Source organism: Streptomyces jeddahensis (assembly GCF_001642995.1).
Classification (GTDB): Bacteria; Actinomycetota; Actinomycetes; order Streptomycetales; family Streptomycetaceae; genus Streptomyces; species Streptomyces jeddahensis.
The window spans coordinates 79,187-104,633 of sequence record NZ_LOHS01000107.1; the positions used below are offsets into that span (position 1 = coordinate 79,187).

The following is a 25,447-nucleotide window of genomic DNA, read 5'->3' on the forward strand; positions in this document are numbered from 1 at the left end:
CAGGGCCTGTGGCGTCATGACGTCACCTCCGTGACAGAAGAGGCCTTCGGCTCCACCGCCGGGCCGATACGGACGAGTTCGCCGGGCCGCGCCCCCGTGTCCGAGGCGACGCCCGTCCCGGTCGAGTTCATCGGAAGCCACACCACGCGGTCGGGCATCTCCGTGATCTGCAGCGGGAGGTGCGTGGCGCCCGCGGGCCCCGTGACGGCGAGGAGGTCGCCGTCCTTGACGCCCGCCTCGGCCGCGGTCGCCGCGGAGAGCCGGGCCACGGCCGCGTGGCGGGTTCCGGCGAGCGCCTCGTCGCCGTCCTGGAGGCGGCCGAGGTCGAGCAGCAGCCGGTGCCCGGCCATGACAGCCTCTCCGGCGCCCGGCCTCGGCAGCGGAACGCCCGTCTCGAGGGGCGCTGTCGCCCGCGGCCCGTCCCAGACGCCGAGCCGGTCCAGCTCGATGCGAGCCGTCCTGAGGTCCGGCAGTCCGAGGTGGACGTCCATCGCGTCCGCCAGCATCTGCAGCACACGCGCGTCAGTGGGTGCCAGACGGCGCGTCATGTGGTCCGGCTTGAGCGCGGCCTCGAACGGCCGTGCCCTGCCTTCCCAGTTGAGGAAGGTGCCCGCCTTCTCGGCGACGGCGGCCACCGGCAGGACGACGTCGGCCAGCTCGGTCACCTCGCTCGGGCGCTGCTCCAGCGAGACGAGGAAGCCCACCTCGTGAAGGGCTTCACGCGCGCGTGCCGGGTTCGGGAGATCGGCGACCTCGACGCCCGCCACGAGCAGCGCACCGAGCTCGCCTGTGGCGGCCGCCTCGACGATCTGCCCGGTGTCACGGCCGTAGCGGTGCGGAAGCTCCGCGAGACCCCAGGCGGCGGCGACCTCTTCACGCGCGCGTGGGTCCGTCGCGGGGCGCCCGCCGGGCAGCAGCGACGGCAGGGCACCGGCTTCGATCGCGCCGCGCTCACCGGCCCGGCGCGGGATCCACACCAGCCGTGCGCCGGTCGCGGTCGCGGCCCGTACGGCGGCGGTCAGCCCGCCCGCCACGGCGGCGAGCCGCTCGCCGACTACGATGACGGACCCCTCGGCGCGCAGGGCCTCGCCGGCCCTCGCCCCGTCGCCCTCCAGGCCGACCCCGCCCGCGAGCGCGTCGAGCCACTCGGTCTCGGTGCCGGGCGCCGCGGGCAGCAGCGTGCCGCCGGCCTTCTCCAGACCGCGCGTGGCATGCGAGGCGAGCGCGAAGGTGCGCTGCCCGTGCTTCCGCCAGGCCTTGCGCAACCGCAGGAAGACGCCGGGCGCCTCCTCCTCCGCCTCGATGCCGGCGAGCAGGACGGCGGGAGCCTTCTCCAGCGCCGCGTACGTCACGCCCGTACCGTCGAGGTCCCGCCCGCGGCCCCCGACCTGCGAGGCGAGGAAGTCGGCCTCCTCGCTGCTGTGCACGCGCGCGCGGAAGTCGATGTCGTTCGTGTCGAGCGCCACGCGCGCGAACTTGCTGTAGGCGTAGGCGTCCTCGACGGTCAGCCGGCCGCCGGTCAGCACGCCGGTCCTGCCGCGGGCCCCGGTCAGCCCGCGGGCCGCCGCCTCCAGGGCCTCCGGCCAGCTGGCCGGCTCCAGGTCACCGCTCTCGGCGTTCCTGACGAGGGGGTATTCGATCCGGTCGGACAGCTGCGCGTACCGGAACGCGAACCGGCCCTTGTCGCAGATCCACTCCTCGTTGACCTCGGGGTCATGGGCGGCGAGCCGCCGCATGACCTTGCCGCGCCGGTGGTCGGTACGCGTCGCGCAACCGCCCGCGCAGTGCTCGCACACGGTCGGGCTGGACACGAGGTCGAAGGGCCGTGCGCGGAACCGGTACGCCGCCGAGGTCAGCGCGCCCACCGGGCAGATCTGGATGGTGTTCCCGGAGAAGTACGACTCGAAGGGGTCGCCCTCACCCGTACCGACCTGCTGCAGCGCGCCCCGCTCGATCAGCTCGATCATCGGGTCGCCGGCGATCTGGTTGGAGAACCGGGTGCAGCGCGCACACAGCACGCACCGCTCACGGTCGAGCAGCACCTGCGTGGAGATCGGCACCGGCTTGGCGAACGTCCGCTTCTTGCCCTCGAAGCGGGTGTCCGGGTCGCCGACCGACATCGCCTGGTTCTGCAGCGGGCACTCGCCGCCCTTGTCGCAGACCGGGCAGTCCAGCGGGTGGTTGATGAGCAGCAGCTCCATCACACCGCGCTGCGCCTTCTCGGCGACCGGCGAGGTGAGCTGCGTCTTCACCACCATCCCGTCCGTACACGTGATCGTGCAGGACGCCATGGGCTTGCGCTGGCCCTCGACCTCGACGATGCACTGACGGCAGGCACCGGCCGGGTCGAGCAGCGGGTGGTCGCAGAACCGCGGGATCTCGATGCCGAGCAGCTCGGCGGCCCGGATGACCAGGGTGCCCTTGGGCACGCTGATCTCGATGCCGTCGATCGTCAGCGTCACGAGGTCCTCGCGCGGCACCGGAGCCTCCCCGCTCCCGGAGGGAGCGCTCGTCGTCACAGTCATGCGTTCACCTCCGTACGGTGATCGGCCCAAGCGGTGGACTTGGCCGGGTCGAAGGGGCAGCCCCCGCCGGTGATGTGCTGCTCGTACTCCTCGCGGAAGTACTTGAGCGAGGAGAAGATCGGCGAGGCGGCGCCGTCGCCGAGGGCGCAGAAGGACTTGCCGTTGATGTTGTCGGCGATGTCCGCGAGCTTGTCGAGGTCGCTCATCGCGCCCTTGCCCGCCTCGATGTCGCGCAGCAACTGCACCAGCCAGTACGTCCCTTCACGGCAGGGCGTGCACTTGCCGCAGGACTCGTGGGCGTAGAACTCGGTCCAGCGGGTGACGGCCCGCACGACACAGGTCGTCTCGTCGAAGCACTGCAGCGCCTTGGTGCCGAGCATCGATCCGGCGGCGCCCACGCCCTCGTAGTCGAGCGGGACGTCGAGGTGCTCGTCGGTGAACATCGGGGTCGAGGAGCCGCCCGGGGTCCAGAACTTCAGCCGGTGTCCGGGCCTCATGCCGCCGCTCATGTCGAGCAGCTGACGCAGCGTGATGCCGAGCGGGGCCTCGTACTGGCCGGGGTTGGCGACATGGCCGCTGAGCGAGTAGAGCGTGAAGCCCGGGGACTTCTCGCTGCCCATCGACCTGAACCATTCCTTGCCCTTGTTCAGAATCGCGGGAACCGACGCAATCGACTCCACGTTGTTCACGACAGTGGGGCACGCATAGAGGCCGGCGACAGCAGGGAAGGGGGGACGGAGTCGCGGCTGGCCGCGGCGGCCTTCGAGCGAGTCGAGCAGCGCGGTCTCCTCACCGCAGATGTACGCGCCCGCGCCCGCGTGCACGGTGAGTTCCAGGTTGAGGCCGCTGCCCAGCACGTTCTTGCCGAGGTAGCCCGCCGCGTACGCCTCGTGGACGGCCGCGTGCAGCCTGCGCAGCACGGGCACGACCTCGCCGCGCAGATAGATGAAGGCGTGCTCCGACCTGATCGCGTAACAGGCGATCACGATCCCCTCGATGAGGGCATGCGGGTTCGCGAAGAGGAGCGGGATGTCCTTGCACGTCCCGGGCTCCGACTCGTCGGCGTTGACAACCAGATAGTGAGGCTTGCCGTCGCCCTGCGGGATGAACTGCCACTTCATGCCCGTGGGGAAGCCCGCGCCGCCGCGGCCGCGCAGGCCCGAGTCCTTGACGTAGGCGATGACGTCGTCGGGCGACATGGCGAGCGCCTTGCGCAGGCCCTCGTATCCCTCATGGCGCCGGTAGACGTCCAGCGTCCAGGACCTGTCCTCGTCCCAGTACGCCGACAGGACGGGGGCGAGCAGCTTCTCCGGGCTCGACTCCCCACCGGCCTCGGGCCGGGAGGTGCCCCCGAATTCGGTGGACACGGTCATCACTCCCCCTCCTCGGTGACGGGGCCCGCGGGGTGCGCGGGATCCGACGCCGATGTCTTCTGCGGCGCGTCGTGGGCGCTGAGGTGGTCGGCGGGCGACTCGTCCTGCGGCGCGGCGTCCCTGCGCTCCTCGCCGCGCGGGTGCACGATGCGCGGCTCGGGCTGTTCCCCCTTGGCGAGGCGCAGCCCGATCAGCGAGGCCGGGCCCGCGCTGCCGCTCGCCTCGACGGCACCCGGCCGGGCGTCGGGGAATCCGGCGAGGATGCGGGCGGTCTCCTTGTACGTGCACAGGGGCGCACCGCGGGTCGGCTGCACCTCGGCGCCCGCGCGCAGATCGTCGACCAGCCGCTTGGCGCTCTCGACCGTCTGGTTGTCGAAGAACTCCCAGTTGACCATCACCACGGGCGCGTAGTCGCAGGCGGCGTTGCACTCGATGTGCTCCAGGGTGACCTTGCCGTCGCCGGTGGTCTCGCCGTTGCCGACGCCCAGGTGCTCCTGGAGGGCGGAGAAGATGGCGTCGCCGCCCATGACCGCGCACAGGGTGTTGGTACAGACACCCACCTGGTAGTCACCGCTCGGCTTGCGCCGGTACATGGTGTAGAAGGTCGCGACGGCGGTGACCTCGGCCGTGGTCAGGCCGAGCATGTCCGCGCAGAACTGCATCCCGGTGCGCGTGACGTATCCCTCTTCGGACTGCACCAGGTGCAGCAGCGGGAGCAGCGCGGACCGGGAGTCGGGGTAGCGGCCGATGATCTCGCGCGCGTCCGCTTCGAGCCGGGCCCGGACGTCGTCCGGGTAGTCGGGCGCGGGCAGCTGCGGCATGCCCAGGCTGACGCCCTGTTCGGAAGGGGTGGTGGTCACCGGTCGACGCCTCCCATCACGGGGTCGATGGACGCGACGGCGACGATGACGTCGGCGACCATGCCGCCCTCGCACATCGCCGCCATGGCCTGCAGGTTGGTGAAGGACGGGTCGCGGAAGTGGACCCGGTAGGGGCGGGTGCCGCCGTCGGACACGACGTGCACCCCGAGCTCGCCCTTGGGGGACTCGACGGCCGCGTAGGCCTGGCCCGGCGGGACGCGGAACCCTTCCGTCACCAGCTTGAAGTGGTGGATCAGGGCCTCCATCGAGGTGCCCATGATCTTCTTGATGTGGTCGAGCGAGTTGCCGAGGCCATCCGGGCCGAGGGCGAGCTGCGCGGGCCAGGCGATCTTCTTGTCGGCGACCATGACGGGACCGGGCTCCAGGCGGTCCAGGCACTGCTCGACGATCCGCAGCGACTGGCGCATCTCCTCGAGCCGGATCAGGAAGCGGCCGTAGGCGTCGCAGGTGTCGGCGGTCGGGACGTCGAAGTCGTACGTCTCGTAGCCGCAGTACGGCTGCGCCTTGCGCAGGTCGTGCGGGAGGCCCGCCGAGCGCAGGATCGGTCCTGTGGCGCCGAGCGCCATGCAGCCGGCGAGGTCGAGGTAGCCGATGTCCTGCATGCGGCCCTTGAAGATGGGGTTCCCGGTGGCGAGCTTGTCGTACTCGGGAAGGTTCTTGTTCATCTTCTTCACGAACTCGCGGATCTGGTCGACCGCGCCGGGCGGCAGGTCCTGGGCGAGTCCGCCGGGCCGGATGTACGCGTGGTTCATCCGAAGGCCGGTGATCAGCTCGTAGATGTCGAGAATGAGTTCACGATCACGGAAGCCATAGATCATGATCGTGGTGGCGCCGAGCTCCATGCCGCCGGTGGCGATGCACACCAGGTGCGAGGACAACCGGTTCAGCTCCATCAGGAGCACCCGGATGATCGTCGCCCGGTCGGGGATGTCGTCCTCGATGCCGAGGAGCTTCTCGACCGCGAGGCAGTACGCCGTCTCGTTGAAGAATGGCGTCAGGTAGTCCATGCGCGTCACGAACGTGGTGCCCTGCGTCCACGTGCGGTACTCGAGGTTCTTCTCGATGCCGGTGTGCAGATAGCCGATGCCGCAGCGGGCCTCGGTGACCGTCTCGCCGTCGATCTCCAGGATCAGGCGGAGCACGCCGTGGGTGGACGGGTGCTGCGGACCCATGTTGACGATGAGGCGCTCGTCGTCGGCCTTGGCCGCGGTCTGGACGACCTCGTCCCAGTCGCCGCCGGTGACCGTATATACGGTGCCTTCGGTCGTCTCGCGGGCTGATGCTGACTGCGTGCTCATGAGTACGACCTCCGCTGGTCCGGAGCCGGGATCTGGGCGCCCTTGTACTCGACGGGGATGCCGCCGAGGGGGTAGTCCTTGCGCTGCGGGTAGCCCTGCCAGTCGTCCGGCATCATGATCCGCGTCAGCGCCGGGTGGCCGTCGAAGACCAGTCCGAAGAAGTCGTACGTCTCGCGCTCGTGCCAGTCGTTCGTCGGATAGACGGAGACGAGCGAGGGGACGTGTGGATCGGCGTCGGGGGCGCTGACCTCGAGGCGGATCAGCCGGTTGTGGGTGATCGAGCGCAGGTGGTAGACGGCGTGCAGCTCGCGGCCCTTGTCGCCGGGGTAGTGGACGCCGGAGACGCCGGTGCACAGCTCGAAGCGGAGCGCCGGGTCGTCGCGCAGGGTCTGGGCGACGCGGACCAGGTACTCGCGCTCGATGTGGAAGGTGATCTCGCCGCGGTCGACGACGGTCTTCTCGATGGCGTTCTCGGGGAGGAGCCCCTGCTCCTCCAGGGCGCCCTCGAGCTCGTCGGCGACCTCGTCGAACCAGCCGCCGTACGGACGCGTGGCCGGGCCGGGCAGCCGTACGGACCGGACGAGCCCTCCGTACCCGGAGGTGTCGCCGCCGTTGTTCGCGCCGAACATGCCGCGCTGGACGCGGATCTCCTCGCCCTGGTCGCCCCGCTGACCAGGGAGGTTCGAGGCGTTGAGATCCTGCTCCGGATTCACGCCGTGCTTCTCGGGGTTCACGCCGTTCTGCTCGCTCGTCATCGCAGCAGCCCCTTCATCTCGATGATGGGGAGCGCCTTGAGCGCCGCCTCCTCCGCCTCCCGCGCCGCCTCCTCGGCGTTCACGCCGAGCTTGGAGGTCTGGATCTTCTGGTGGAGCTTGAGGATCGCGTCCATCAGCATCTCGGGCCGCGGCGGGCAGCCGGGCAGGTAGATGTCGACGGGGACGACGTGGTCGACGCCCTGCACGATCGCGTAGTTGTTGAACATGCCGCCGGACGAAGCGCAGACGCCCATGGAGATGACCCACTTGGGGTTCGGCATCTGGTCGTAGACCTGCCGCAGCACGGGCGCCATCTTCTGGCTCACCCGGCCGGCCACGATCATCAGGTCGGCCTGGCGCGGCGAGCCGCGGAAGACCTCCATGCCGAAGCGGGCCAGGTCGTAGCGCCCCGCGCCGGTCGTCATCATCTCGATGGCGCAGCAGGCCAGGCCGAAGGTGGCCGGGAAGACGGACGACTTGCGCACCCAGCCCGCAGCCTGTTCGACGGTGGTCAGCAGAAAACCGCTCGGCAGTTTCTCTTCGAGTCCCATTAGTGGCCCCTCAGACCCCTTTGTCCCTTGCGCGTGTCAGTCCCAGTCCAGGCCGCCGCGCCGCCACACGTACGCGTAGGCGACGAAGACGGTGAGCACGAAGAGCAGCATCTCCACGAGCCCGAAAAGACCCAGGGCGTCGAAGGTGACGGCCCAGGGGTACAGAAAGACGATCTCGATGTCGAAAATGATGAAGAGCATCGCCGTCAGGTAGTACTTGATCGGGAATCGTCCGCCGCCCGCCGGTGTCGGCGTCGGCTCGATACCGCACTCGTAGGCCTCGAGCTTGGCCCGGTTGTAGCGCTTTGGACCGACAAGCGTGGCCATCACCACGGAGAAGATCGCAAAGCCTGCCCCGAGGGCTCCCAGTACGAGGATGGGCGCATACGCGTTCATCGCTCGTCGCTCCTCTCAGTCGGCACTGACTGTTTCGGCGGCGCCGAGCTGCTTCCCGCTCCAGTCACACATGTCCCGCAGACCCCATCGGCCCCAGAGGCTCCGGAAGCCCCGGACTGACTCACAAGTCCCGTACGGACCCGCGGAGATCGTGTACATGTGAAGCAGGTCACAAGCCCAGCTGCCACGCATCCTATGCCTGTGGGTCTGTGATCTGCGACACGGGGTGCGCCACGGACTTTGTGATCTCCACCACCCGTCGAAGGATCATGAAGTCGGATGAGCAGTGATCTTCACACCCGAAGCGCCTGAGTGATCACCAGAGGTGACATCTTGACCCGTTTTCCCAGGTGGAAGCGGCGGGCGCTTTATCAAGCGCAGGAAGTCCACAGCAAATTGGCTCTGGACGCGTCCGCCTGATAGTGAAGCGCGCCCCCGTGCGGGCGGGGCAAGGGTGGACGGCCGTCGAACGCGTGCATCCGTTCACGAGCCGGACGCGCCTACGACAGTGACCGTTCCGTGACCTGTACCACACGGCCGGGCGGCGTGAAGGAACCGGGCTTGGCCAACAGCCCCAACCAGTGGTAAGTGGCGGGCAATTCGGACGTAATAGCGAAAGACCGTGATCACAGGCCCGATCGACTGCGCCCGCAATGTCCGTTACGGCGTCAATAAAGAGCGACACGCCCGGGATTCGGTGTCCGAAATGAGCAACTGTGGCGGACCACACGTTTCTTGAAGGTAACGGGGAGTCCCTGATAGCGCTTTTACACATGTCCCACACCGCTCACATACCCAGCCACCGGAAGCCCCGCCGCGGCGCGTCGAAGCTCGCACTGCGCGCCGGAGTTGCCGGTGGCGTCCTCAGCACCCTGGCAGTGGCCGGTGCGTCCGGGCCGGCGACCGCCGCCGAGCCCGTGACCGAGACCATCGAGCTGCCCACGCTCTCCATCGACCTGTCCACGCAGGTCGCCCAGTCCGCGGACGCCACCCAGCAGGCGGCAGACCGCTACGAGCTGCTGGCGGAACAGGACGCGGCCGCCGCGAAGGCCGCGAAGCAGGCCAAGAAGGACCTCGCCGAGGCCAAGCGCAAGGCGGAGGCCAAGAAGAAGGCCGAGGCCGAGCGCAAGGCCGCCGAGGAGCGCGCATCGCGGTCCTCCGCACGCACCGTCCTGGCGGCCTCCTCCGACGTCGCCGCGCCCGCCAGCGGCAGCGTCGCGACCGTCATCAGCTTCCTCAAGGCCCAGGTGGGCGACGCATACGTCATGGGCGCCACCGGCCCCAACGCCTGGGACTGCTCCAGCCTCGTCCAGGCCGCCTTCAGGCAGGTCGGTGTGGACCTTCCCCGCGTCTCGCAGGACCAGTCGACGGTCGGCACCGAGGTCTCCCTCTCGAACCTCCAGGTCGGCGACATCCTCTACTGGGGCTCGAAGGGGTCCGCGTACCACACCGGTGTCTACATCGGCAACGGCCAGTACCTGGACGCCGCCAACCCCTCCAAGGGCGTTGTCATCCAGGATCTGTCGGGTTACCCGGCGACCGGCGCGGTCCGCGTGCTCTGAGTTCCGGGCAGCCTCGGCTGCCTCTCTGGGCCGCGGCTTCCCGGACCGGGAAGCCGCGGCCCAAAGGCATGTCCGGCCGCGGAACGGGTCGCTCTGAGCCCGTAGAACGCCGCCGGGGACGTGCCGGTCCCGGTCAGGACGCGAGCCGTTCGCACACCTCGTGCGTCAGTTCCTCGGCGGCGTCGAGTGCCGCCGTGAGGGTGTCCGGGGTGGTGCCGAGTTCGGAGAACAGTGCGTGGGCGCGCTCGGCGAAGGCCGGTGGGGCGACGGCGAGTTCTCCCGCGGCTCGCACGGCGCCCTTCTCGTTGAGCACCCAGCACCCGGCGTGAGCGTGGAGGGCCTGCACGAGAACCCCCACCGCGCGGAAGAGGCACCCGGCCGTGTAGAAGGCGTCGCCGCGAGCCGCACCCTTGCGGGCGCCGCCCACGATGAACGCCGCCTCCCACCGCGCGTTGGCGATGAGCGCTTCGCGCAGCGGCTGCGGGTAGCCGCGCGTCTGCTGCTGCAGGGCCCCCAGCTCACCACTGGGATCGGCGAGGACCCGCCCGAGGGCGACCTCGCCGACGTAGGCGTGGGAGTACACCCCCAGCGGGTGACCGGGCTGGGTGCCCACCTCGAAGTGCCCGGCCTGGCACTGCTGCCAGATACGGTGCACGCGGTCGAGATCGCGGTAGATCCAGTCGACGCGGTGGCCGTCGACCGTCAGCCAGGCCCCGCCGTCCACCCACGGTCCCCACCCGCCCGGCTCGGTCACCTCGACCGGCCCGCCGGTCAGCTCGGCCGCGAGCTCACGCAGTGCGGCGGTGTCCAGCGGCCGCCGGTAGTACAGGCCCAGGTCATAGTCCGAGTCAGGACTGTGCGCGCCCCTCGCCCGGCTCCCTCCCAGACACACCCCGACGACACCGCCGACGCCGGTCAGCCGTTCCGCGATCTCCACCAAGCGATCCACGGCCTGGATTCTGCAGAACGGGACGACGAGCCGCGACCGGATTACCCGGGCGCCGGTGGCTCAGGCCTTCGGCGCGACCTTGGAAAGCCCGTTGATGATCCGGTCCATCGCGTCGCCGCCCGTCGGGTCCGTCAGGTTGGCGAGCAGCTTCAGCGTGAACTTCATCAGCAGTGGGTGCGTCAGACCGCGCTGCGTCGCCAGCTTCATGACCTTCGGGTTGCCGATGAGCTTCACGAAGGCGCGGCCCAGCGTGTAGTAGCCGCCGTAGGTCTCCTTGAGGATCTTCGGGTAGTTGTGGAGGGCGAGTTCGCGCTGGGCGGGCGTCGCGCGGGCGTGGGCCTGGACGATGACGTCGGCGGCGATCTGGCCGGACTCCATGGCGTACGCGATGCCCTCGCCGTTGAAGGGGTTCACCAGGCCGCCCGCGTCGCCGACGAGAAGCAGGCCCTTGGTGTAGTGCGGCTGGCGGTTGAAGGCCATCGGAAGGGCCGCGCCGCGGATCGGGGTGGTCATGTTCTCCGGTACGTAGCCCCACTCCTCCGGCATCGACGCGCACCAGGCCTTGAGCACCTCGCGCCAGTCCAGCTCCTTGAAGGAGGCGGAGGTGTTGAGGACGCCGAGGCCGACGTTCGACGTGCCGTCGCCCATACCGAAGATCCAGCCGTAGCCCGGCAGCAGCCGGTCCTCGCCCGGGCCGCGCCGGTCCCACAGCTCCAGCCAGGACTCCAGGTAGTCGTCGTCGTGGCGGGGCGAGGTGAAGTACGTCCGCACCGCGACGCCCATCGGGCGGTCCTCGCGGCGGTGCAGCCCCATGGCCAGGGACAGTCGGGTCGAGTTGCCGTCTGCCGCCACGACCAGCGGCGCGTGGAACGTGACGTCCCGCTTCTCCCCCGAGTCGCCGAGCTTGGCGTGCACGCCCGTGATGTGGCCGGTGCGGTCGTCCACGATCGGCGCGCCGACATTGCACTGCTCGTACAGCCGCGCGCCCGCCTTCTGCGCCTGTCGCGCCAGCTGCTCGTCGAAGTCGTCGCGCTTGCGTACGAGCCCGTAGTCCGGGTACGAGGCCAGATCCGGCCAGTCCAGCTGCAGCCGCACGCCGCCGCCGATGATGCGCAGACCCTTGTTGCGCAGCCAGCCCGCCTCTTCGGAGATGTCGATGCCCATCGCCACGAGCTGCTTGGTGGCCCGGGGCGTCAGCCCGTCACCGCACACCTTTTCGCGCGGGAATGCCGTCTTCTCCAGGAGGAGGACGTCGAGTCCGGCCTTCGCCAGGTAGTACGCGGTGGTGGAACCGGCTGGCCCGGCCCCGACGACGATCACATCAGCGGTGTGTTCGGTGACGGGCTCGGTCACAGCGGGATCTCCCCAAGACTCGAAATCTGCGTGCTGGATGGCACCGGATACGGGCAGTCTATTCAGCAGCACAGATCACCCAGCCGAAGGGCCGCCCGTGAACCGAGCTCTCCCCGTCGTACAGCTGCGCGTCCCGACCGACGAGGACGCCTTCGCCTGGCACCGGGTCTTCGACCACCCGGACGTGATGGAGTTCCACGGCGGCCGGTCGGCCGAGCTGTCCGTGTACGAGGAGTTGACGGCCCGGCAGCGCAAGCACGACGCGGAGCACGGCTTCTGCTTCTGGACGATGCTCGACGAGGAGCGCTTCCCCGGCGAGGTGCTGGGCTTCACGGGAGCCCAGCCCTGGCCGCACGCGTGGGGGCCGAAGGGCGAGATCGAGATCGGCTGGCGGCTCGGCCGGGCGTACTGGGGTATGGGGTACGCGACGGCGGCCGCGCAGGCGACGCTGGAACGGTTGCGGGCGGCGGGCGTCCGCAGCGTCGTGGCCATGGTCGACGCGCGCAACGAACGCTCGATCGCGGTGACGCGGCGGCTCGGCATGGAGCTCGCCGAGACGTTCACGACACCCGCGTCGAAGCAGCAGGGGCACTGCTTCCGGCTGGAGCTCTAGGCGCTCCGCTGGGAGTGCCGCATATCGATACAGCCGTGCGCCCCTTCAGGGCGCGGGCATCCCTGACGGTTCCGGGATGCCCGGTTTGGGGTCTACCCTTCCGGTACCGCTGGGGGGTGACGTCCGTGCGCCTTACGCCCAAGACACCCGAAGTGCGCGTACCGCGGCTGGTCGGCCTGATGGCCGTGGACGCGCGCGCAAGAGCCGAGGCCGGCGGTGTGCTGCTGGCGGCTCCGGACCGGCCCGACTTCCATCTGACCGTCGTCGACTACGTGGTGCGGCAGTACCCGCTGCCGGGCGTCGAGGTGCCCCGCGGCGCCGTCGTCACCGTCTGGTTCGACCTCGGCGACGGTGAGGGCGGCGGCGGTGCGGGCGTACGGGAACCGCGCCGTCCAGGCCCGCCGGCCGGCGGCCTGTACCGGGAGCTCGACGAGCCGGGCGAGCCGTTCGAGGCGCTGCGGCCTGCGTGATTCCGGCCTGGGGTGATTCCGCCTGCCTTGCGCTTGACCGGCTTCGGGTGCCGCCGGCCGTCCTGCGCCTACTTGACGCCGCGGTGCAGCGCCACGATCCCGCCCGTCAGATTGCGCCACGCCACCTTCTGCCAGCCCGCCTTCTGCAGCCGCTGCGCGAGCGCGGGCTGGTCGGGCCAGGCGCGGATGGACTCGGCGAGATAGACGTACGCGTCGGGGTTGGACGACACGGCGCGGGCGACGGGCGGCAGGGCGCGCATCAGGTACTCGGTGTAGACGGTGCGGAACGGCGCCCAGGTCGGGTGCGAGAACTCGCAGATCACGACCCGGCCGCCCGGCTTCGTCACGCGGTACAGCTCGCGCAGCGCGGCGTCCGTGTCCTGGACGTTGCGCAGCCCGAAGGAGATCGTCACCGCGTCGAAGGTGTCGTCCCGGAACGGCAGCTTCGTCGCGTCGCCTGCCGTGAACGGCATCCAGGGATGGCGCCGCTTGCCGACCTGCAGCATGCCGAGCGAGAAGTCGCAGGGCACGACGTACGCGCCGGTCTGCGCGAACGGCAGCGAGGACGTCGCCGTACCGGCGGCCAGGTCCAGGATCTTCTGCGCGGGCCGGGCGTCGACGGCCTTCGCGACCTCCTTGCGCCACAGCCGGGCCTGACCCAGGGACAGCACGTCGTTGGTGAGGTCGTACCGTTCCGCCACGCCGTCGAACATCGAGGCGACTTCGTGCGGCTGCTTGTCCAGGGATGCGCGGGTCACGGTGCCCATTGTGGCAGTACGGGCCGGGCAGACCTCAGGCACCCGGCCCGTACGGCCTCCTCCGTCGGGCCGAACCGGTCGGGCCCCCTACCGGCGCCGGTACACGAGCCGCCCGTCGATGACGGTCGCCACGCACGTCGCGCTGCCCGACTCGGCAAGCTCCGCCTCGTTCCGCACATCGAAGACCGCGAACCGCGCCGGCCCACCCACGGCCAACCGGGGCATCCACACCACCGGACGGCCCGTGGCCCACGGGTCGAGCGCGGGCACCCCTGGCCCCGGCTCCGTCCGCCCGGCCATCACGAGACCGGCCCTTCGTACGGCATCGAGCACGGCACGGTTGCGCAGTTGCCCGCCCACCGCGACCGTGCCGTGGGCCAGCATGCGCTGCACCCCGCGCCGTGCGCTCGCGCCCCGGCGTGCCTCGTCCGCGCCGAACACGGCCTGGGCGGCCGCCCCGGTGAGCAGCTCGGACCCCAACTCCCCTGCCTCGCGGGGGTCCGGGTGGTAGGTCTGCTCGAGCAGTTCGGGACCGTACGGGTTGAGCAGTCCGGGCGTGAGGATGCCGGGCCATCGCCGCACCCGTGCCTGGGGACGGGCGGCGGTCAGTTCCTCGTACGGCCCGACGGCCACGACGGTGTTCCTCTCGACCGCGACGGCGAGGTCCGGCGATGCCTCGGCCACGTGAATCGTCAGCATCGCCGGAGAGGGCCCTAGTTCGAGGAGACGAGCTTCAGCTCGGGGTGGGCGGTGCCGCCCTCGATCGCCGTCGACGAGATGTGCGAGGCGACGCGGTCGTCCACGGGGTCGTTCGCCGGGTCGTCGTGCACGACGATGTGCTCGTACGTCGTGGTGCGCTGGGCAGGCACCCGCCCGGCCTTGCGGATCAGGTCGATGATCTCGAGCCGGTTGGAGCGGTGCTTGGCGCCGGCCGACGAGACGACGTTCTCCTCGAGCATGATCGAGCCGAGGTCGTCCGCGCCGTAGTGCAGCGAGAGCTGGCCGATCTCCTTGCCGGTGGTCAGCCACGAGCCCTGGATGTGGGCCACGTTGTCGAGGAAGAGCCGCGCGATCGCGATCATCCGCAGGTACTCGAAGATGGTGGCCTGCGTGCGGCCCTTCAGGTGGTTGTTCTCGGGCTGGTAGGTGTACGGGATGAAGGCGCGGAAGCCGCCCGTCCGGTCCTGTACGTCGCGAATCATCCGCAGGTGCTCGATGCGCTCTGCGTTGGTCTCGCCCGTACCCATGAGCATCGTCGTCGTGGACTCGACACCCAGCCCGTGCGCGATCTCCATGATCTCCAGCCACCGCTCGCCGGACTCCTTGAGCGGCGCGATCGCCTTGCGGGGCCGCTCGGGCAGCAGCTCGGCGCCCGCGCCCGCGAAGGAGTCGAGACCGGCAGCGTGGATACGGCGGATGGCCTCCTCGACCGACATCCCCGAGATCCGGGCCATGTGCTCGACCTCGGACGCGCCCAGCGAGTGGATGACCAGCTGCGGGAACTCCCGCTTGATGGCGGCGAAGTGCTTCTCGTAGTACTCGACGCCGTAGTCCGGGTGGTGCCCGCCCTGGAACATGATCTGCGTACCGCCGAGCTCGACGGTCTCGGCGCAGCGCCGCAGGATGTCGTCGAGGTCGCGCGTCCAGCCCTTGGCCGTGTCCTTCGGCGGGGCGTAGAAGGCACAGAACTTGCACGCCGTGACGCACACGTTGGTGTAGTTGATATTGCGCTCGATGATGTACGTCGCGATGTGCTCGGTGCCCGCGTACCGCCGGCGGCGGACGGCGTCGGCGGCCGCGCCCAGAGCGTGCAGCGGCGCGTCGCGGTAGAGGACGAGCGCCTCCTCAGGAGTGATCCGCCCGCCTGAGGCAGCACGGTCGAGGACGGCTGTGACATCAATGGAGGTGAGGTCGGCCTTCTCGGTCACCGGGCTCCCCTTCGCGGAGTTGAGGCCTCTGGGGCTCTGACGGACCGATCCAGCCTACGCCAGCGCCTTCCGGCGACTGACGTCAGGCCAGCTACGGCCGCATGTCCGCCGCGACGACCCGCCGACCGCACCTCCCCGGGGCACAACCGGCCCCCTGCATGCTGAACCTACGGCTGCAGCAGCTCCACCCGTACGTCCGCCGGGAAGCCCGTCGTCGGCCCGACCCGGCGGGCGAACTCCGAGACTCCCTTCAGCTGGGCATCGCCGAGGCGGAAGTCGAGCGTCGTGAAGTAGCGCTCCAGCACGCTCTCGTCGAAGACCTCCCAGCGGGCCGCCTGCTCGGCGACCTTGGTGACCTCCTCCAGCGACAGATCGCGGGAGGCCAGGAAGGCCTCGTGGACCTTGCTCACGATGACGGGCTCGCGCTCCAGGTAGTCGCGGCGGGCCGCCCATACGGCGAAGACGAACGGCAGGCCCGTCCACTCCTTCCACAGGGCGCCCAGATCGTGCACCTCCAGGCCCAGGCGCGGCGCGTCGTGCAGGTTGGCGCGCAGCGCCGCGTCCCCGATCAGGACCGCGGCCTCCGCCTCCTGCATCATCACGCCGAGGTCGGGCGGGCACGTGTAGTAGTCCGGCTGCACGCCGTAGCGCTCGGCCAGCAGGAGCTGGGCGAGGCGCACGGACGTACGCGAGGTCGAGCCGAGGGCGACGCGGGCGCCGTCGAGCTGCTCGAGCGGGACCTGCGAGACGATCACGCAGGACATGACGGGACCGTCGCAGCCGACCGCGATATCGGGGAAGGCGACGAGCCGGTCGGCGTTCCGGAGGAATTCGACGAGGGTGATGGGCCCGATGTCGAGATCGCCCTGCACCAGTCGCTCGCTGAGCTTTTCGGGGGTGTCCTTGGTGAGCTCGAAGTCGAGGAGCGTTCCGGTCCGCGCAAGCCCCCAGTACAGGGGGAGGCAGTTCAGGAACTGGATGTGGCCGACGCGCGGCCGGGAGCGACGAGGGCCGGGGCTGACGCCCGGCCCGGTGAGTGAGCCCTGCGAGTCCTGCGATTCCGCGTCTGAGTTGTCCACATCGCGAGACTAGACCCATGGGGTACGGTGCAGGACGCGGGGTCCCCCATCTCCCACTTTCCGGGAGCGACGTCAACCTTATTTGCATCACTCAAACATTTGGGTGACGTGATCTTGCCCACTATCGTTTTCGGTGACTTGCGTGCTACGCTCGCCGCAAGTTGCAGTTTGGTTTCCCTTGCAGTACAGAGCCTGCGGAGCATGTGACCGCGGGCTCTCGTCGTATTCAGACTTTTGCATTGTTTAACAAGGCAGGTTCTGGAGCAGGGCAACCCTTTGGCCCAAGGAGGGCTTATGGCTACCGGAACCGTTAAGTGGTTCAACGCCGAAAAGGGCTTTGGCTTCATCGCCCAGGAAGGCGGGGGCCCCGACGTCTTCGTCCACTACTCCGCGATCAACGCGTCCGGGTTCCGTTCCCTCGAGGAGAACCAGGCCGTGAGCTTCGACGTCACGCAGGGTCCCAAGGGCCCGCAGGCGGAGAACGTCACCCCGATGTAATCGGGGTCCCGAGGACACTCGGGATCTGACCTGATCCGGAACCGGATAGCAGTACCCAAGGAGCCCAGCGCCCACCCGGCGCAGGGCTCCTGCCTTTTCTCCGGCCACGGCCCGCGACTTCTCCGGCCACTGCGGACCCGCGACGGCCCATTTCCCGCCCGCCGGCTCCATTTCCCGCCCGTCGGCCTTCTCCTCCGTCGGCGGCCCTCTCCTCCGTCGGCGTCCTTTTCTCCATGGCCCGCCACTTTCCCGGCCACCCGGGCACGCATTGTTCACCGCAGATTCACGGAGCGTTTGCGATCACTCACGCGTCATCGCCCATACGTACGCCCGCCACCCACGCGTACGCGGCCAGCCGTGGGTTTTCGCACTCACGCGCCTACGGGCGGCCATACCCCGCAGCCGATTCCGGGTCGTGGCACGTGCGCCGCATGGATGACGGCCCTACGTGTGCTGTGCACGACGAGCATGCAACCGGCGCGGGGCCGGACCGACCGGTCCACCGTCAGCCCCGCGGCTTGGCGTACAGCTCCTCGATCTCGTCGCCGAAGTCCCGTGCGATCACTTCCCGGCGCAGCTTCAGTGACGGAGTCAGATGCCCCGCCTCCTCCGTGAAGTCCACCGGGAGGACGGTGAAGCGGCGGATGGACTCGGCGCGGGAGACCAGCTTGTTGGCCTCGTCGACCGCGCGCTGGAGCGTCTCGAGCAGTTCGGGATCGTTCACCAGCTCGGCGGCCGTCAGGTGCTCCTTCCGCTTCATACGGCACCAGTGGGCGATGCCGTCCGGTTCGAGGGTGATCAGGGCGGTGATGTACGGGCGGTTGTCGCCGACGACCATGCACTGGCCGACGAGCGGATGTGCGCGGAGCCAGTCCTCCAGTGGGGCCGGGGCGACGTTCTTGCCGCCGGTGGTGATGAGGATGTCCTTCTTACGGCCGGTGATGGTGAGGTAGCCGTCGGCGTCCAGGTTCCCGATGTCGCCGGTCGGGAACCAGCCGTCCGTGCTCGCGGGTGTCACCCCGCCCGCCTGCGGGTCCCAGTAGCCGCGGAACAGCTGACCGCCGCGGAGCATGACCTCGCCGTCCGCCGCGATGCGCACCTTCGTGCCGGGCAGAGGCCAGCCCACCGTGCCGAGGCGGGGTTTGAGCGGCGGGGTGACCGTCGCGGCGGCGGTGGTCTCCGTCAGGCCGTAGCCCTCGAAGACCTGGACGCCCGCGCCCGCGTAGAAGGCCGCGAGCCGGCGGCCGAGCGGGGAGCCGCCGCAGATCGCATACCGGACCTTGCCGCCGAGCGCCGCGCGGATCCGCCGGTACACGAGCGGGTCGTACAGCGCGCGTGCCGCCCGCAGAGCGCGGCTCGGGCCCGGACCGGTGCCGTGCTGCTGGGCCTCGACCGCCTCGCCGTACCGCCGTGCGATGTTCGCCGCGCGGTCGAAGGAGGCGGCGCGCCCCATCTTCTCGGCGGTGGCGCGGCCCGTGTTGAAGACCTTCTCCAGGACGTACGGGATGGCGAGCAGGAACGTCGGGCGGAAACCGGCGAGGTCCGCGAGCAGGTCCTCGGTCTGGATGCTGGGCGCGTGGCCGAGGCGTACGCGTGCCCGCAGGCAGCCGATGGCGACCATGCGGCCGAAGACATGGGACAGCGGGAGGAAGAGCAGCGTGGACGCCGGATCCTTGCTGATGGACTTGAAGACGGGGTGCAGCAGTTCGATGGCGTTGTCGACCTCGGCGAAGAAGTTGCCGTGGGTCAGGGCGCAGCCCTTGGGGCGGCCGGTGGTGCCGGAGGTGTAGATGAGGGTGGCGAGGGAGTCGGGGCCGAGCATGCCGCGCCGTACGGTGATCTCCTCGTCCGGCACATCGCGGCCGAGCTCCGCGAGGTGCTGAACGTGCCCCTTCTCGAAGGTCCACACGTGCCGCAGATCCGGCAGCCGGTCGCGCTCCGGGCCGAGCGCCGCGGCCTGCGCCGCGGTCTCGACGGCCAGTGCGACGGCTCCGGAATCCTGCAGGATCCAGCGCGTCTGGAAGGCGGACGAGGTCGGATACACCGGCACGGTGACCAGCCCCGCGGCCCACGCTGCGAAGTCCAGCAGCGTCCACTCGTACGTCGTACGGGCCATGATCGCGAGCCGGTCGCCGGGCATCAGGCCCTCCGCGATCAGCCCCTTGGCGACGGCGAGGACCTCCTCCGCGAAGGCCGCGGCGGTCACGTCCGTCCACCGGCCGTCCTGCCCCTTCCGGCTGAGGACGGCTTCGGCAGGGGCCTGCTGGGCGTTGTCGAAGGGGATGTCCGCCAGCGATCCGTGGGTGACGGGCGGCGCGAGCGCGGGTACGGACGCCTCACGGACGACGCCGTTCAGCTGCCTGATCTCGGGCGGGATGAGCGGGGGCGGGCTGGTGGTCTCACGGCGTGACACAGGGCGGCTCCTTGTCGTTGCCCGGAGGTACGGACGTTCGGGGACGGGTCAGGTGCGTTCGAGGATCGCGGTCACTCCTTGGCCGCCGGCCGCGCAGACGGAGATCAGCCCGCGTCCCGGCCCGTCGCGCTCGGCGAGCAGCTTGGCCAGGGTCGCCACGATGCGCGCCCCGGTCGCCGCGAAGGGATGCCCGGTCGCAAGGGACGAACCGGCCACGTTGAGGTTCGCCCGGTCCACCGGGGCGAGCCCGCGCTTCTCCCAGGCGGCCAGCGTCGCCAGCACCTGCGAGGCGAACGCCTCGTGGATCTCGACCAGGTCGAAGTCGTCGAGACCGAGACCGGCCCGCTCCAGCATCCGCGGCACGGCGTACGCGGGCGCCATCAGCAGCCCGTCCTCTCCCCCGCGGACGTCGCCACCGTCTCCGGCGAAGTCGACGGCCGCGGTCTCGTACGCGGTGAGGTACGCCAGCGGCTCGAACCCGTGCTCACGGGCCCACTCCTCGCTCGCGAGGAGCACGGTCGCGGCGCCGTCCGTCAGCGGGGTCGAATTCCCGGCGGTCATGGTCGGGTTCGGGTCCTTCGTCCCGAACACCGGCTTCAGAGCGGCGAGTTTCCCGACGGTGGTGCCGGGGCGGAGGTTCTGGTCGCGGGCGAGGCCCCGGAACGGTACGACGAGGTCGTCCAGCAAGCCCCTCTCGTACGCGGCGGCCAACCGCTGGTGACTCGCCACGGCGAGCTCGTCCTGCTCCTCGCGCGTGATGCCCCACGTGCGTGCCGTCACGGCCGCGTGCTCGCCCATCGACAGACCCGTGCGCGGCTCGGCGTTGCGCGGGATCTCGGGGACGAGGTGCCGGGGCCGGATGCGGGCGAGCGCCTTCAGCCGCGCCCCCGCCGACCTGGCCCGCCGGGCCTCCAGAAGGATCCGGCGCAGCTCGTCGTTGACGCCGAGCGGCGCGTCGCTCGCGGTGTCCGCGCCACCGGCGACCGCCGATTCGAGCTGCCCGAGCGCGATCTTGTTGGCGGCCGCGATGACGGCCTGAAGCCCGGTGCCGCAGGCCTGCTGGATGTCGTACGCGGGGGTGCGCGGGTCGAGCCGCGATGCGAGCACGGTCTCGCGGGCCAGGTTGAAGTCGCGGCTGTGTTTGAGGACGGCGCCGACGACGAACTCGCCTACGGCGCCCGGCTGGTCGAGCCCGAAGCGGTCGGCCAGCCCGTCGAGCGCGGCGGTGAGCATCTCCTGGTTGGAGGCCGTGGCGTAGGGGCCGTCGGAGCGTGCGAAGGGGATGCGGCTGCCGCCGATGACCGCGACGCGTCGCGGCGTCGGCGGGAGCTGCGCACCCGCGCTGCGGGGACGTGCGGGATGCGGGGGACCTGCGGGACTCATCTCGACCGGCACCTGACTCTTAAGTAACCTTACTCTGAAGTAAATTTACGATGCCGCTGGGAGTTTGGACAATGGCCGACCGCTACCTGCAGTTCTCCCGTACCGCTCCCGGCCGTTTTCTCGCCCGGCGCCTCGGCCTGCCCCAGCCCGCGGAGCTGCACCGCTGGTCGGCGGAACGCCCCGCGCTGGAGGGGCCGTTGCTGCATCTCACGGCGGGGGTCTCGCGGCTCGGGGGCTCGGCGGGGTCGGCGGGCTCGGTCGGGTCGGCGGGCTCGCTCGGCGAGGTGCTGGCCCGGACCGGTCTGGAGGTCCGGGCGGCTGCCGACCGTCCCGCCGCGGTCGTGCTGGACGCCACGGGTGTCGCCGACGTCGAGGCCCTCGCCGAGGTGCATGCGGCGCTGCACCCCGTGGTGCGCTCGGTCGCCGACAGCGGACGGGTCGTGGTGCTCGGGGCTCCACTGGACCCGGCCGACCACCACCAGGCCGCCGTCCAGCAGGGACTCGAGGGCTTCGTACGGTCCCTCGGCAAGGAGATGGGGCGGGGGCGGACGGTTTCGCTGGTACGGATCGCCTCGGACGCCGGGGCAGGGGGCGGGGCCGCGGCCGCGGCCGCCGAGTCAACGCTGCGATTCCTGCTCTCCCCCAAGTCCGCCTTCGTGAGCGGTCAGGTGATCGAGGTGGGCGGTGGTGAGGTGTCGGCGCCGGAGGACTCGGAGCGACCGGAGGACTGGGGGCGGCCGGAGGACTGGGAGCGGCCCCTCGCCGGGCGTACCGCCCTTGTGACCGGCGCCGCGCGCGGGATCGGAGAGGCGGTCGCCGAGACGCTGGCGCGGGACGGGGCGCGGGTCGTCTGCCTCGACGTCCCCGCCGCACAGAGCGACCTGGTGAAGGTCGCGGACCGGCTCGGCGGGAGCGCGCTGCCCCTCGACATCACCGCGGACGACGCGGGCGAGCGGATCGCGGCCGCGCTGCCCGACGGACTCGACGTCCTCGTCCACAACGCCGGGATCACCCGCGACCGCAAGCTGGCCAACATGCCTGCCGAGCAATGGAGTTCGGTCCTGGACGTCAACCTGGCGAGCGTGCTGCGTACGACGGACTCGCTGCTGAAAGCCGGGACGCTGCGGACGGGCGGACGGATCGTCGCGACCGCGTCCATCGCCGGGCTCGCAGGCAACGTCGGCCAGACCAACTACGCCGCGAGCAAGGCCGGCATCGTGGGCCTGGTGCGGGCGCTGGCGCCGCGGGCGGCCGCCGAGCACGGGGTGACGGTCAACGCCGTGGCGCCCGGGTTCATCGAGACGCGGATGACGGCCGCGGTTCCGCTGTTCATCCGGGAGGCGGGGCGGCGGATGAACTCCCTTGCGCAGGGCGGGCTTCCCGTCGATGTCGCCGAGACGACGGCGTGGTTCGCGAACCCCGGGTCCGGGGGTGTGAACGGGCAGGTGGTGCGGGTGTGCGGGCAGAGCCTGCTGGGGGCGTAGGGCCCCGGACGACGACTGCCGCGCAACAAATCAAGGAGACCAACGACGTGCAGACTCTGACTCTTGCGGCGCCGCCCTCGCTGCCTTCCGTTCTCGCCCGCGGTGCGCTGTTGTCCCCTCTCAAGCGGGGGGCACGGTCAAGTGGTGCGCCGGGTATGCGGCTCGTGCTGCCCGGCGTCCGGGTCGACGGGGCACGGCTCGCGGCGTACGAGCGGGTGTGTGGGTTCGCCGCCGGGAGGGATCAGGCCCTGCCGGTGACGTATCCGCACGTCCTCGGCTTTCCGCTCGCCATGCGGCTGATGGCGGCCCGTGACTTTCCGCTGCCGCTGCTCGGGCTCGTTCACACGTCGATCGAGATCGATCAGCGGCGCGCGCTCGGCCCGGCGGAGGAATACGAACTCGCCGTCTACCTCGACGACTTGGCCCCGCACCGGCGCGGCACCGAGGCGGTCATGGTGACCGAGGTGCGGGTGGGCGGTGAGGTCGTATGGGAGTCGCGGAGCAGGTATCTGGCCCGGCACAGGACCGGTGCCGCCGACGCTTCCGACGCTCCCCGCGACCGATCGGCGGAACCGGCGCGGAAGCCGCTGCCCGCCGTCGCCGAGTGGACGCTCGGCGGGGATGTCGGCCGCCGCTACGGCGCCGCTTCAGGGGACCGGAACCCCATCCATCTGTACCCGCTCACCGCCCGCCTGTTCGGCTTTCCCCGGGCCATCGCCCACGGCATGTGGACCGTCGCGCGGTGCCTCGCTCAGCACGGCGTTCCCCAGGCGGCCCGGATCCACGCGGAGTTCAAGGCTCCGGTGCTGCTGCCCGGCACCGTGACCTACGCCGCCGAGGGATCCGCCTTCGAGCTGCGCGGTGGCGGGCACGGGGCCGGCGAGGACCGGATCCATGTCACGGGCGAGGTGCTGGCCCTGGACGGCCCGAGCTGAGGTTCGAGCAAGGCCCGCGGGTCAGGCTGAAGCCGAAACACGGCTCAGGCGGAAGCCGAAACAGGGGCGGGAGCAGGAGCCTGGACCTGAGCGGATCCTCCCGGCGGGGACCACGCACGCCCCTCCATGAGGCCGCCCAGTCCCTCCCATGCGAAGTTCATCAGGGTCGCCGCGGCCTGCTTCGCGGAGACGCCCGGTGTGGCGTTCGCCCACGCGGCGAGCGACTCGGCGGCTCCGACCAGGGCCTCGGCCAGGCCCGCGACCTCGCGTTCGGGCAGCGACGGATCACGGTGGGTCTCACGGGCGGCCACCGCGATCAACTGCGTGACGAGAGCGACGATTTCCTCCCGCATCGCGGCCGCCTCGGCCGCGAACGGCTCGCCGTGCGTACGCGCCTGGCGGTGCAGTACCGCCCAGCCGTCCGGGTTCTGCGCGGTGTGCGTGAAGAAGGCGCGCAGCCCTCCCCAGAGCCGTCGGTCGGCGGGGTCGTCGGGCCGCACCCCGGCGCGTACCGCCTCGATCATGGCCCGGGCCTCGCGGCGGATGCAGGTGGTGAAGAGGTCTTCCTTGGAGTTCAGATACAGGTACACCAGCGGCTTGGAGACGCCCGCCAGGTCGGCGATCTCGTCCATGGAGGCGGCCTGGTACCCGCGCTGCCCGAAGATCTGCACGGCGGCGTCCAGCATCTGCTGCTCGCGCACGGCACGCGGCATCCGCTTGTTCTTCACAGCACCCATACGGCTTAGCGTACGGTCCGCTCCGGCGCCCGCGCCGGGGAGTCGGCGGCGTCGGGCACCGCGAGGAGTCGCGGGGGTTCATGGGTGGCGCAGTCACGGCAGTTCATGGGTGGCTCTCACGGCAGTTCATGGGTGGCTCTGGACCGGTTCCGGCTCGTGCTGCGTCGGGTGGTCGTGCCGTGGGAGCAGGAGCGGGGTCGCCAGGAGGAGGAGACCGGCGATCGCGATCGCGGTACGCGGGCCGGTGATGCCGGCCAGCAGGCCCCACAGCCCTGTCATGGCCGCGGTGGCGGCCTTGCCGGTGGCCGACCACGCGGACAGGGTGCGGGTCACTCGGTCCGCGCCCGTCTGTTCGAGCCGGTAGGTGGCGAACACCGGGTTGAACACGCCCGCGCTGGTGATCAGCCCGAGTTCGACGACCATGACGAGCACCAGTCCTGCGACGCCGGGGCGGACGAAGGCCAGCCCGAGGGGCCAGCAGGCACGCAGGGTCCCGGCGGTGAGCATGACCTTGTGCCGCCCGAAGCGCGCGACGAGCGGGCGGGCCAGTCGTGAGCCGATCAGACCGCCGAGGCAGGGCACGGCGAAGGCGAGGCCGTACTGCCAGGGGGCGAAGCCGAGGTCGCCGAGCATGAGGACGGCGAGCAGCGGCGCGGCGGCCATGATCAGGCTGTTGACCAAGATGGTGTTGAAGAACAGCGGGCGCAGCGCCGGGTCGCCCAGGATGTACCGCCACCCGTCGAGCAGGTCGCCGGCCCGGAACCGTGGCGGGGCACCGGTGCGTACGGGCCGCGGCTCCCGGCCGCCGATCGCACGGATCCCCAGTGCCGAGAGCAGGTAGCTGACCGCGTCGGCGACCACGGTCATCACCGGGCCGAACATTCCGACCGCGGCTCCGCCGAGCGGCGGTCCGAGCACGGTGGCGGTCCAGGTGGTGGCCTCGAACCGTCCGTTCGCGACAAGCAGGTCCTGCGGTCGTACGAGTGCCTTCAGGCAGGCGCCGCTCGCGGCGGTGAAGGTGATGTCGGCCGCGGCGACGATCACCGACACGACCAGGAGCTGGACGAAGCTGAGCCGGCCGAGCGCGAACGCGACGGGGACGCTCATCAACACCGCGAACCGGATCAGATCCATCGCGACCATCACCGGCCGCTTACGGCGGAACTCCACCCACGGGCCGAGCGGCACCGACACCGCCGCCCCCACCGCCAGGCCCGCGGCGGCCAGCAACGACACCTCCGTCGGCCCGGCATGCAGCACAAGGATCGCAATCAGGGGGAACGCGTCGAACGCGAGCCTCGTCCCAAGTGTGCTGACCGCATAGGCCGCCCACAGCCACCCGAACTGCCGCCCGAGCGACCGCCTAGCCGGCATACGGAGCACCCCCCTCGCGCCCCGCGCCCTCAAGGGGCGCGGGGAACTGCGCGCCCAGCCACGACGGCGCCGCAGCTAACCGACGGCACATCCAGCGGAGCGCCTAGCCCTGGGTCTGCCCCTGGGCGCGGG

Annotated in this window: 23 protein-coding genes; 6 read left to right on the forward strand and 17 right to left on the reverse strand. The window is 70.7% G+C overall.

Annotated features, from left to right (window positions below; translation table 11 throughout):
* Window positions 1-14: 14 nt before the first annotated feature.
* Genes STSP_RS25075 through STSP_RS25105 form a run of 7 tightly spaced genes read right to left on the reverse strand, consistent with a single transcriptional unit; the run spans window position 15 to window position 7,779 of the window.
* Window positions 15-2,525, reverse strand: coding sequence for an NADH-quinone oxidoreductase subunit G (locus tag STSP_RS25075; RefSeq protein WP_067282382.1), 2,511 nt, complete (start codon window positions 2,523-2,525; stop codon window positions 15-17).
* Complete coding sequence (nuoF, locus tag STSP_RS25080; RefSeq protein WP_408646354.1) at window positions 2,522-3,901, reverse strand: NADH-quinone oxidoreductase subunit NuoF; 1,380 nt, start codon at window positions 3,899-3,901, stop codon at window positions 2,522-2,524. The genes STSP_RS25075 and nuoF overlap by 4 nt, the downstream gene beginning before the upstream one ends.
* Window positions 3,898-4,758: an NADH-quinone oxidoreductase subunit NuoE gene (gene nuoE, locus STSP_RS25085; RefSeq protein ID WP_067282386.1), complete on the reverse strand. Its 861-nt coding sequence runs from the start codon at window positions 4,756-4,758 to the stop codon at window positions 3,898-3,900. The genes nuoF and nuoE overlap by 4 nt, the downstream gene beginning before the upstream one ends.
* A complete protein-coding gene (locus tag STSP_RS25090) occupies window positions 4,755-6,077 on the reverse strand; it encodes an NADH-quinone oxidoreductase subunit D (protein WP_067282387.1) in 1,323 nt (440 codons plus the stop codon). Before STSP_RS25090 ends, nuoE begins: the two co-directional genes overlap by 4 nt.
* On the reverse strand, window positions 6,074-6,832 hold the full coding sequence (locus tag STSP_RS25095) for an NADH-quinone oxidoreductase subunit C (RefSeq protein WP_067282389.1): 759 nt from the start codon (window positions 6,830-6,832) through the stop codon (window positions 6,074-6,076). Before STSP_RS25095 ends, STSP_RS25090 begins: the two co-directional genes overlap by 4 nt.
* Window positions 6,829-7,383: a NuoB/complex I 20 kDa subunit family protein gene (locus STSP_RS25100; RefSeq protein ID WP_067282391.1), complete on the reverse strand. Its 555-nt coding sequence runs from the start codon at window positions 7,381-7,383 to the stop codon at window positions 6,829-6,831. Before STSP_RS25100 ends, STSP_RS25095 begins: the two co-directional genes overlap by 4 nt.
* A gap of 36 nt (window positions 7,384-7,419) precedes the next feature.
* Window positions 7,420-7,779, reverse strand: a complete 360-nt coding sequence (locus tag STSP_RS25105) for an NADH-quinone oxidoreductase subunit A (protein ID WP_067282392.1) — start codon at window positions 7,777-7,779, stop codon at window positions 7,420-7,422.
* A gap of 773 nt (window positions 7,780-8,552) precedes the next feature.
* On the opposite strand from STSP_RS25105, the gene STSP_RS25110 reads away from it, so the two are divergent.
* Complete coding sequence (locus STSP_RS25110; protein ID WP_067282394.1) at window positions 8,553-9,341, forward strand: C40 family peptidase; 789 nt, start codon at window positions 8,553-8,555, stop codon at window positions 9,339-9,341.
* 133 nt (window positions 9,342-9,474) lie between these two features.
* Here the strand turns inward: STSP_RS25110 and STSP_RS25115 are convergent, their stop codons facing one another.
* Window positions 9,475-10,290 carry a nucleotidyltransferase domain-containing protein gene (locus STSP_RS25115; RefSeq protein ID WP_067282396.1) on the reverse strand — a complete coding sequence of 272 codons (816 nt, stop codon included), beginning with the start codon at window positions 10,288-10,290 and terminating at the stop codon, window positions 9,475-9,477.
* A 60-nt stretch (window positions 10,291-10,350) separates the two neighbouring features.
* Window positions 10,351-11,643, reverse strand: a complete 1,293-nt coding sequence (locus STSP_RS25120; protein ID WP_067282417.1) for a geranylgeranyl reductase family protein — start codon at window positions 11,641-11,643, stop codon at window positions 10,351-10,353.
* Window positions 11,644-11,740: 97 nt separating this feature from the next.
* On the opposite strand from STSP_RS25120, the gene STSP_RS25125 reads away from it, so the two are divergent.
* Both STSP_RS25125 and STSP_RS25130 read left to right on the forward strand, forming a co-directional pair.
* The gene (locus STSP_RS25125; protein ID WP_067282420.1) at window positions 11,741-12,256 is read left to right on the forward strand and encodes a GNAT family N-acetyltransferase; all 516 of its coding nucleotides are present in this window, start codon (window positions 11,741-11,743) and stop codon (window positions 12,254-12,256) included.
* Between the two features lie 125 nt (window positions 12,257-12,381).
* Window positions 12,382-12,726, forward strand: coding sequence for a PASTA domain-containing protein (locus STSP_RS25130; protein WP_078067484.1), 345 nt, complete (start codon window positions 12,382-12,384; stop codon window positions 12,724-12,726).
* Window positions 12,727-12,794: 68 nt separating this feature from the next.
* Here the strand turns inward: STSP_RS25130 and STSP_RS25135 are convergent, their stop codons facing one another.
* The 4 genes from STSP_RS25135 to STSP_RS25150 all read right to left on the reverse strand — a co-directional run bounded on the left by STSP_RS25135 (window position 12,795) and on the right by STSP_RS25150 (window position 16,392).
* On the reverse strand, window positions 12,795-13,484 hold the full coding sequence (locus STSP_RS25135; RefSeq protein ID WP_067282483.1) for a demethylmenaquinone methyltransferase: 690 nt from the start codon (window positions 13,482-13,484) through the stop codon (window positions 12,795-12,797).
* An 87-nt stretch (window positions 13,485-13,571) separates the two neighbouring features.
* Window positions 13,572-14,183: an amidohydrolase family protein gene (locus STSP_RS25140; protein WP_067282425.1), complete on the reverse strand. Its 612-nt coding sequence runs from the start codon at window positions 14,181-14,183 to the stop codon at window positions 13,572-13,574.
* Between the two features lie 14 nt (window positions 14,184-14,197).
* Window positions 14,198-15,412: a cyclic dehypoxanthinyl futalosine synthase gene (mqnC, locus tag STSP_RS25145; protein WP_067282428.1), complete on the reverse strand. Its 1,215-nt coding sequence runs from the start codon at window positions 15,410-15,412 to the stop codon at window positions 14,198-14,200.
* A gap of 167 nt (window positions 15,413-15,579) precedes the next feature.
* The gene (locus STSP_RS25150; protein ID WP_067282484.1) at window positions 15,580-16,392 is read right to left on the reverse strand and encodes a menaquinone biosynthetic enzyme MqnA/MqnD family protein; all 813 of its coding nucleotides are present in this window, start codon (window positions 16,390-16,392) and stop codon (window positions 15,580-15,582) included.
* Between the two features lie 393 nt (window positions 16,393-16,785).
* Here STSP_RS25150 and STSP_RS25155 point away from each other — a divergent pair, with 393 nt between their 5' ends.
* A complete protein-coding gene (locus STSP_RS25155; RefSeq protein ID WP_067282429.1) occupies window positions 16,786-16,989 on the forward strand; it encodes a cold-shock protein in 204 nt (67 codons plus the stop codon).
* Between the two features lie 505 nt (window positions 16,990-17,494).
* On the opposite strand, the gene STSP_RS25160 is transcribed toward STSP_RS25155, so the two are convergent.
* Both STSP_RS25160 and STSP_RS25165 read right to left on the reverse strand, forming a co-directional pair.
* Window positions 17,495-19,402, reverse strand: a complete 1,908-nt coding sequence (locus STSP_RS25160; RefSeq protein WP_067282432.1) for an AMP-dependent synthetase/ligase — start codon at window positions 19,400-19,402, stop codon at window positions 17,495-17,497.
* Window positions 19,403-19,450: 48 nt separating this feature from the next.
* Entirely contained in the window at window positions 19,451-20,785 is a 1,335-nt protein-coding gene (locus STSP_RS25165) for an acetyl-CoA C-acetyltransferase (RefSeq protein WP_067282486.1), read from the reverse strand.
* Between the two features lie 71 nt (window positions 20,786-20,856).
* On the opposite strand from STSP_RS25165, the gene STSP_RS25170 reads away from it, so the two are divergent.
* Entirely contained in the window at window positions 20,857-22,269 is a 1,413-nt protein-coding gene (locus tag STSP_RS25170) for a 3-oxoacyl-ACP reductase (protein ID WP_067282434.1), read from the forward strand.
* Window positions 22,270-22,298: 29 nt separating this feature from the next.
* Window positions 22,299-23,204, forward strand: a complete 906-nt coding sequence (locus STSP_RS25175) for a MaoC family dehydratase (RefSeq protein WP_408646355.1) — start codon at window positions 22,299-22,301, stop codon at window positions 23,202-23,204.
* A gap of 44 nt (window positions 23,205-23,248) precedes the next feature.
* Here STSP_RS25175 and STSP_RS25180 read toward each other — a convergent pair whose 3' ends face one another.
* Window positions 23,249-23,941, reverse strand: a complete 693-nt coding sequence (locus tag STSP_RS25180; protein ID WP_067282440.1) for a TetR/AcrR family transcriptional regulator — start codon at window positions 23,939-23,941, stop codon at window positions 23,249-23,251.
* Window positions 23,942-24,067: 126 nt separating this feature from the next.
* Window positions 24,068-25,315 (reverse strand): MFS transporter, encoded by a 1,248-nt coding sequence (locus STSP_RS25185; protein ID WP_067282441.1) that lies wholly within the window; start codon window positions 25,313-25,315, stop codon window positions 24,068-24,070.
* Window positions 25,316-25,447 lie beyond the last annotated feature (132 nt).

Excerpts from the sequence above, each read along its gene's own strand:
- STSP_RS25155 (WP_067282429.1), top strand. The coding sequence starts at position 16,786 with ATGGCTACCGGAACCGTTAAGTGGTTCAACGCCGAAAAGGGCTTTGGC.
- STSP_RS25100 (WP_067282391.1), bottom strand. The coding sequence starts at position 7,383 with ATGGGACTCGAAGAGAAACTGCCGAGCGGTTTTCTGCTGACCACCGTC.
- STSP_RS25075 (WP_067282382.1), bottom strand. The coding sequence starts at position 2,525 with ATGACTGTGACGACGAGCGCTCCCTCCGGGAGCGGGGAGGCTCCGGTG.
- STSP_RS25090 (WP_067282387.1), bottom strand. The coding sequence starts at position 6,077 with ATGAGCACGCAGTCAGCATCAGCCCGCGAGACGACCGAAGGCACCGTA.
- STSP_RS25110 (WP_067282394.1), top strand. The coding sequence starts at position 8,553 with ATGTCCCACACCGCTCACATACCCAGCCACCGGAAGCCCCGCCGCGGC.
- STSP_RS25095 (WP_067282389.1), bottom strand. The coding sequence starts at position 6,832 with ATGACGAGCGAGCAGAACGGCGTGAACCCCGAGAAGCACGGCGTGAAT.
- STSP_RS25105 (WP_067282392.1), bottom strand. The coding sequence starts at position 7,779 with ATGAACGCGTATGCGCCCATCCTCGTACTGGGAGCCCTCGGGGCAGGC.
- STSP_RS25170 (WP_067282434.1), top strand. The coding sequence starts at position 20,857 with ATGGCCGACCGCTACCTGCAGTTCTCCCGTACCGCTCCCGGCCGTTTT.
- STSP_RS25140 (WP_067282425.1), bottom strand. The coding sequence starts at position 14,183 with ATGCTGACGATTCACGTGGCCGAGGCATCGCCGGACCTCGCCGTCGCG.
- STSP_RS25185 (WP_067282441.1), bottom strand. The coding sequence starts at position 25,315 with ATGCCGGCTAGGCGGTCGCTCGGGCGGCAGTTCGGGTGGCTGTGGGCG.
- STSP_RS25165 (WP_067282486.1), bottom strand. The coding sequence starts at position 20,785 with ATGAGTCCCGCAGGTCCCCCGCATCCCGCACGTCCCCGCAGCGCGGGT.
- STSP_RS25180 (WP_067282440.1), bottom strand. The coding sequence starts at position 23,941 with ATGGGTGCTGTGAAGAACAAGCGGATGCCGCGTGCCGTGCGCGAGCAG.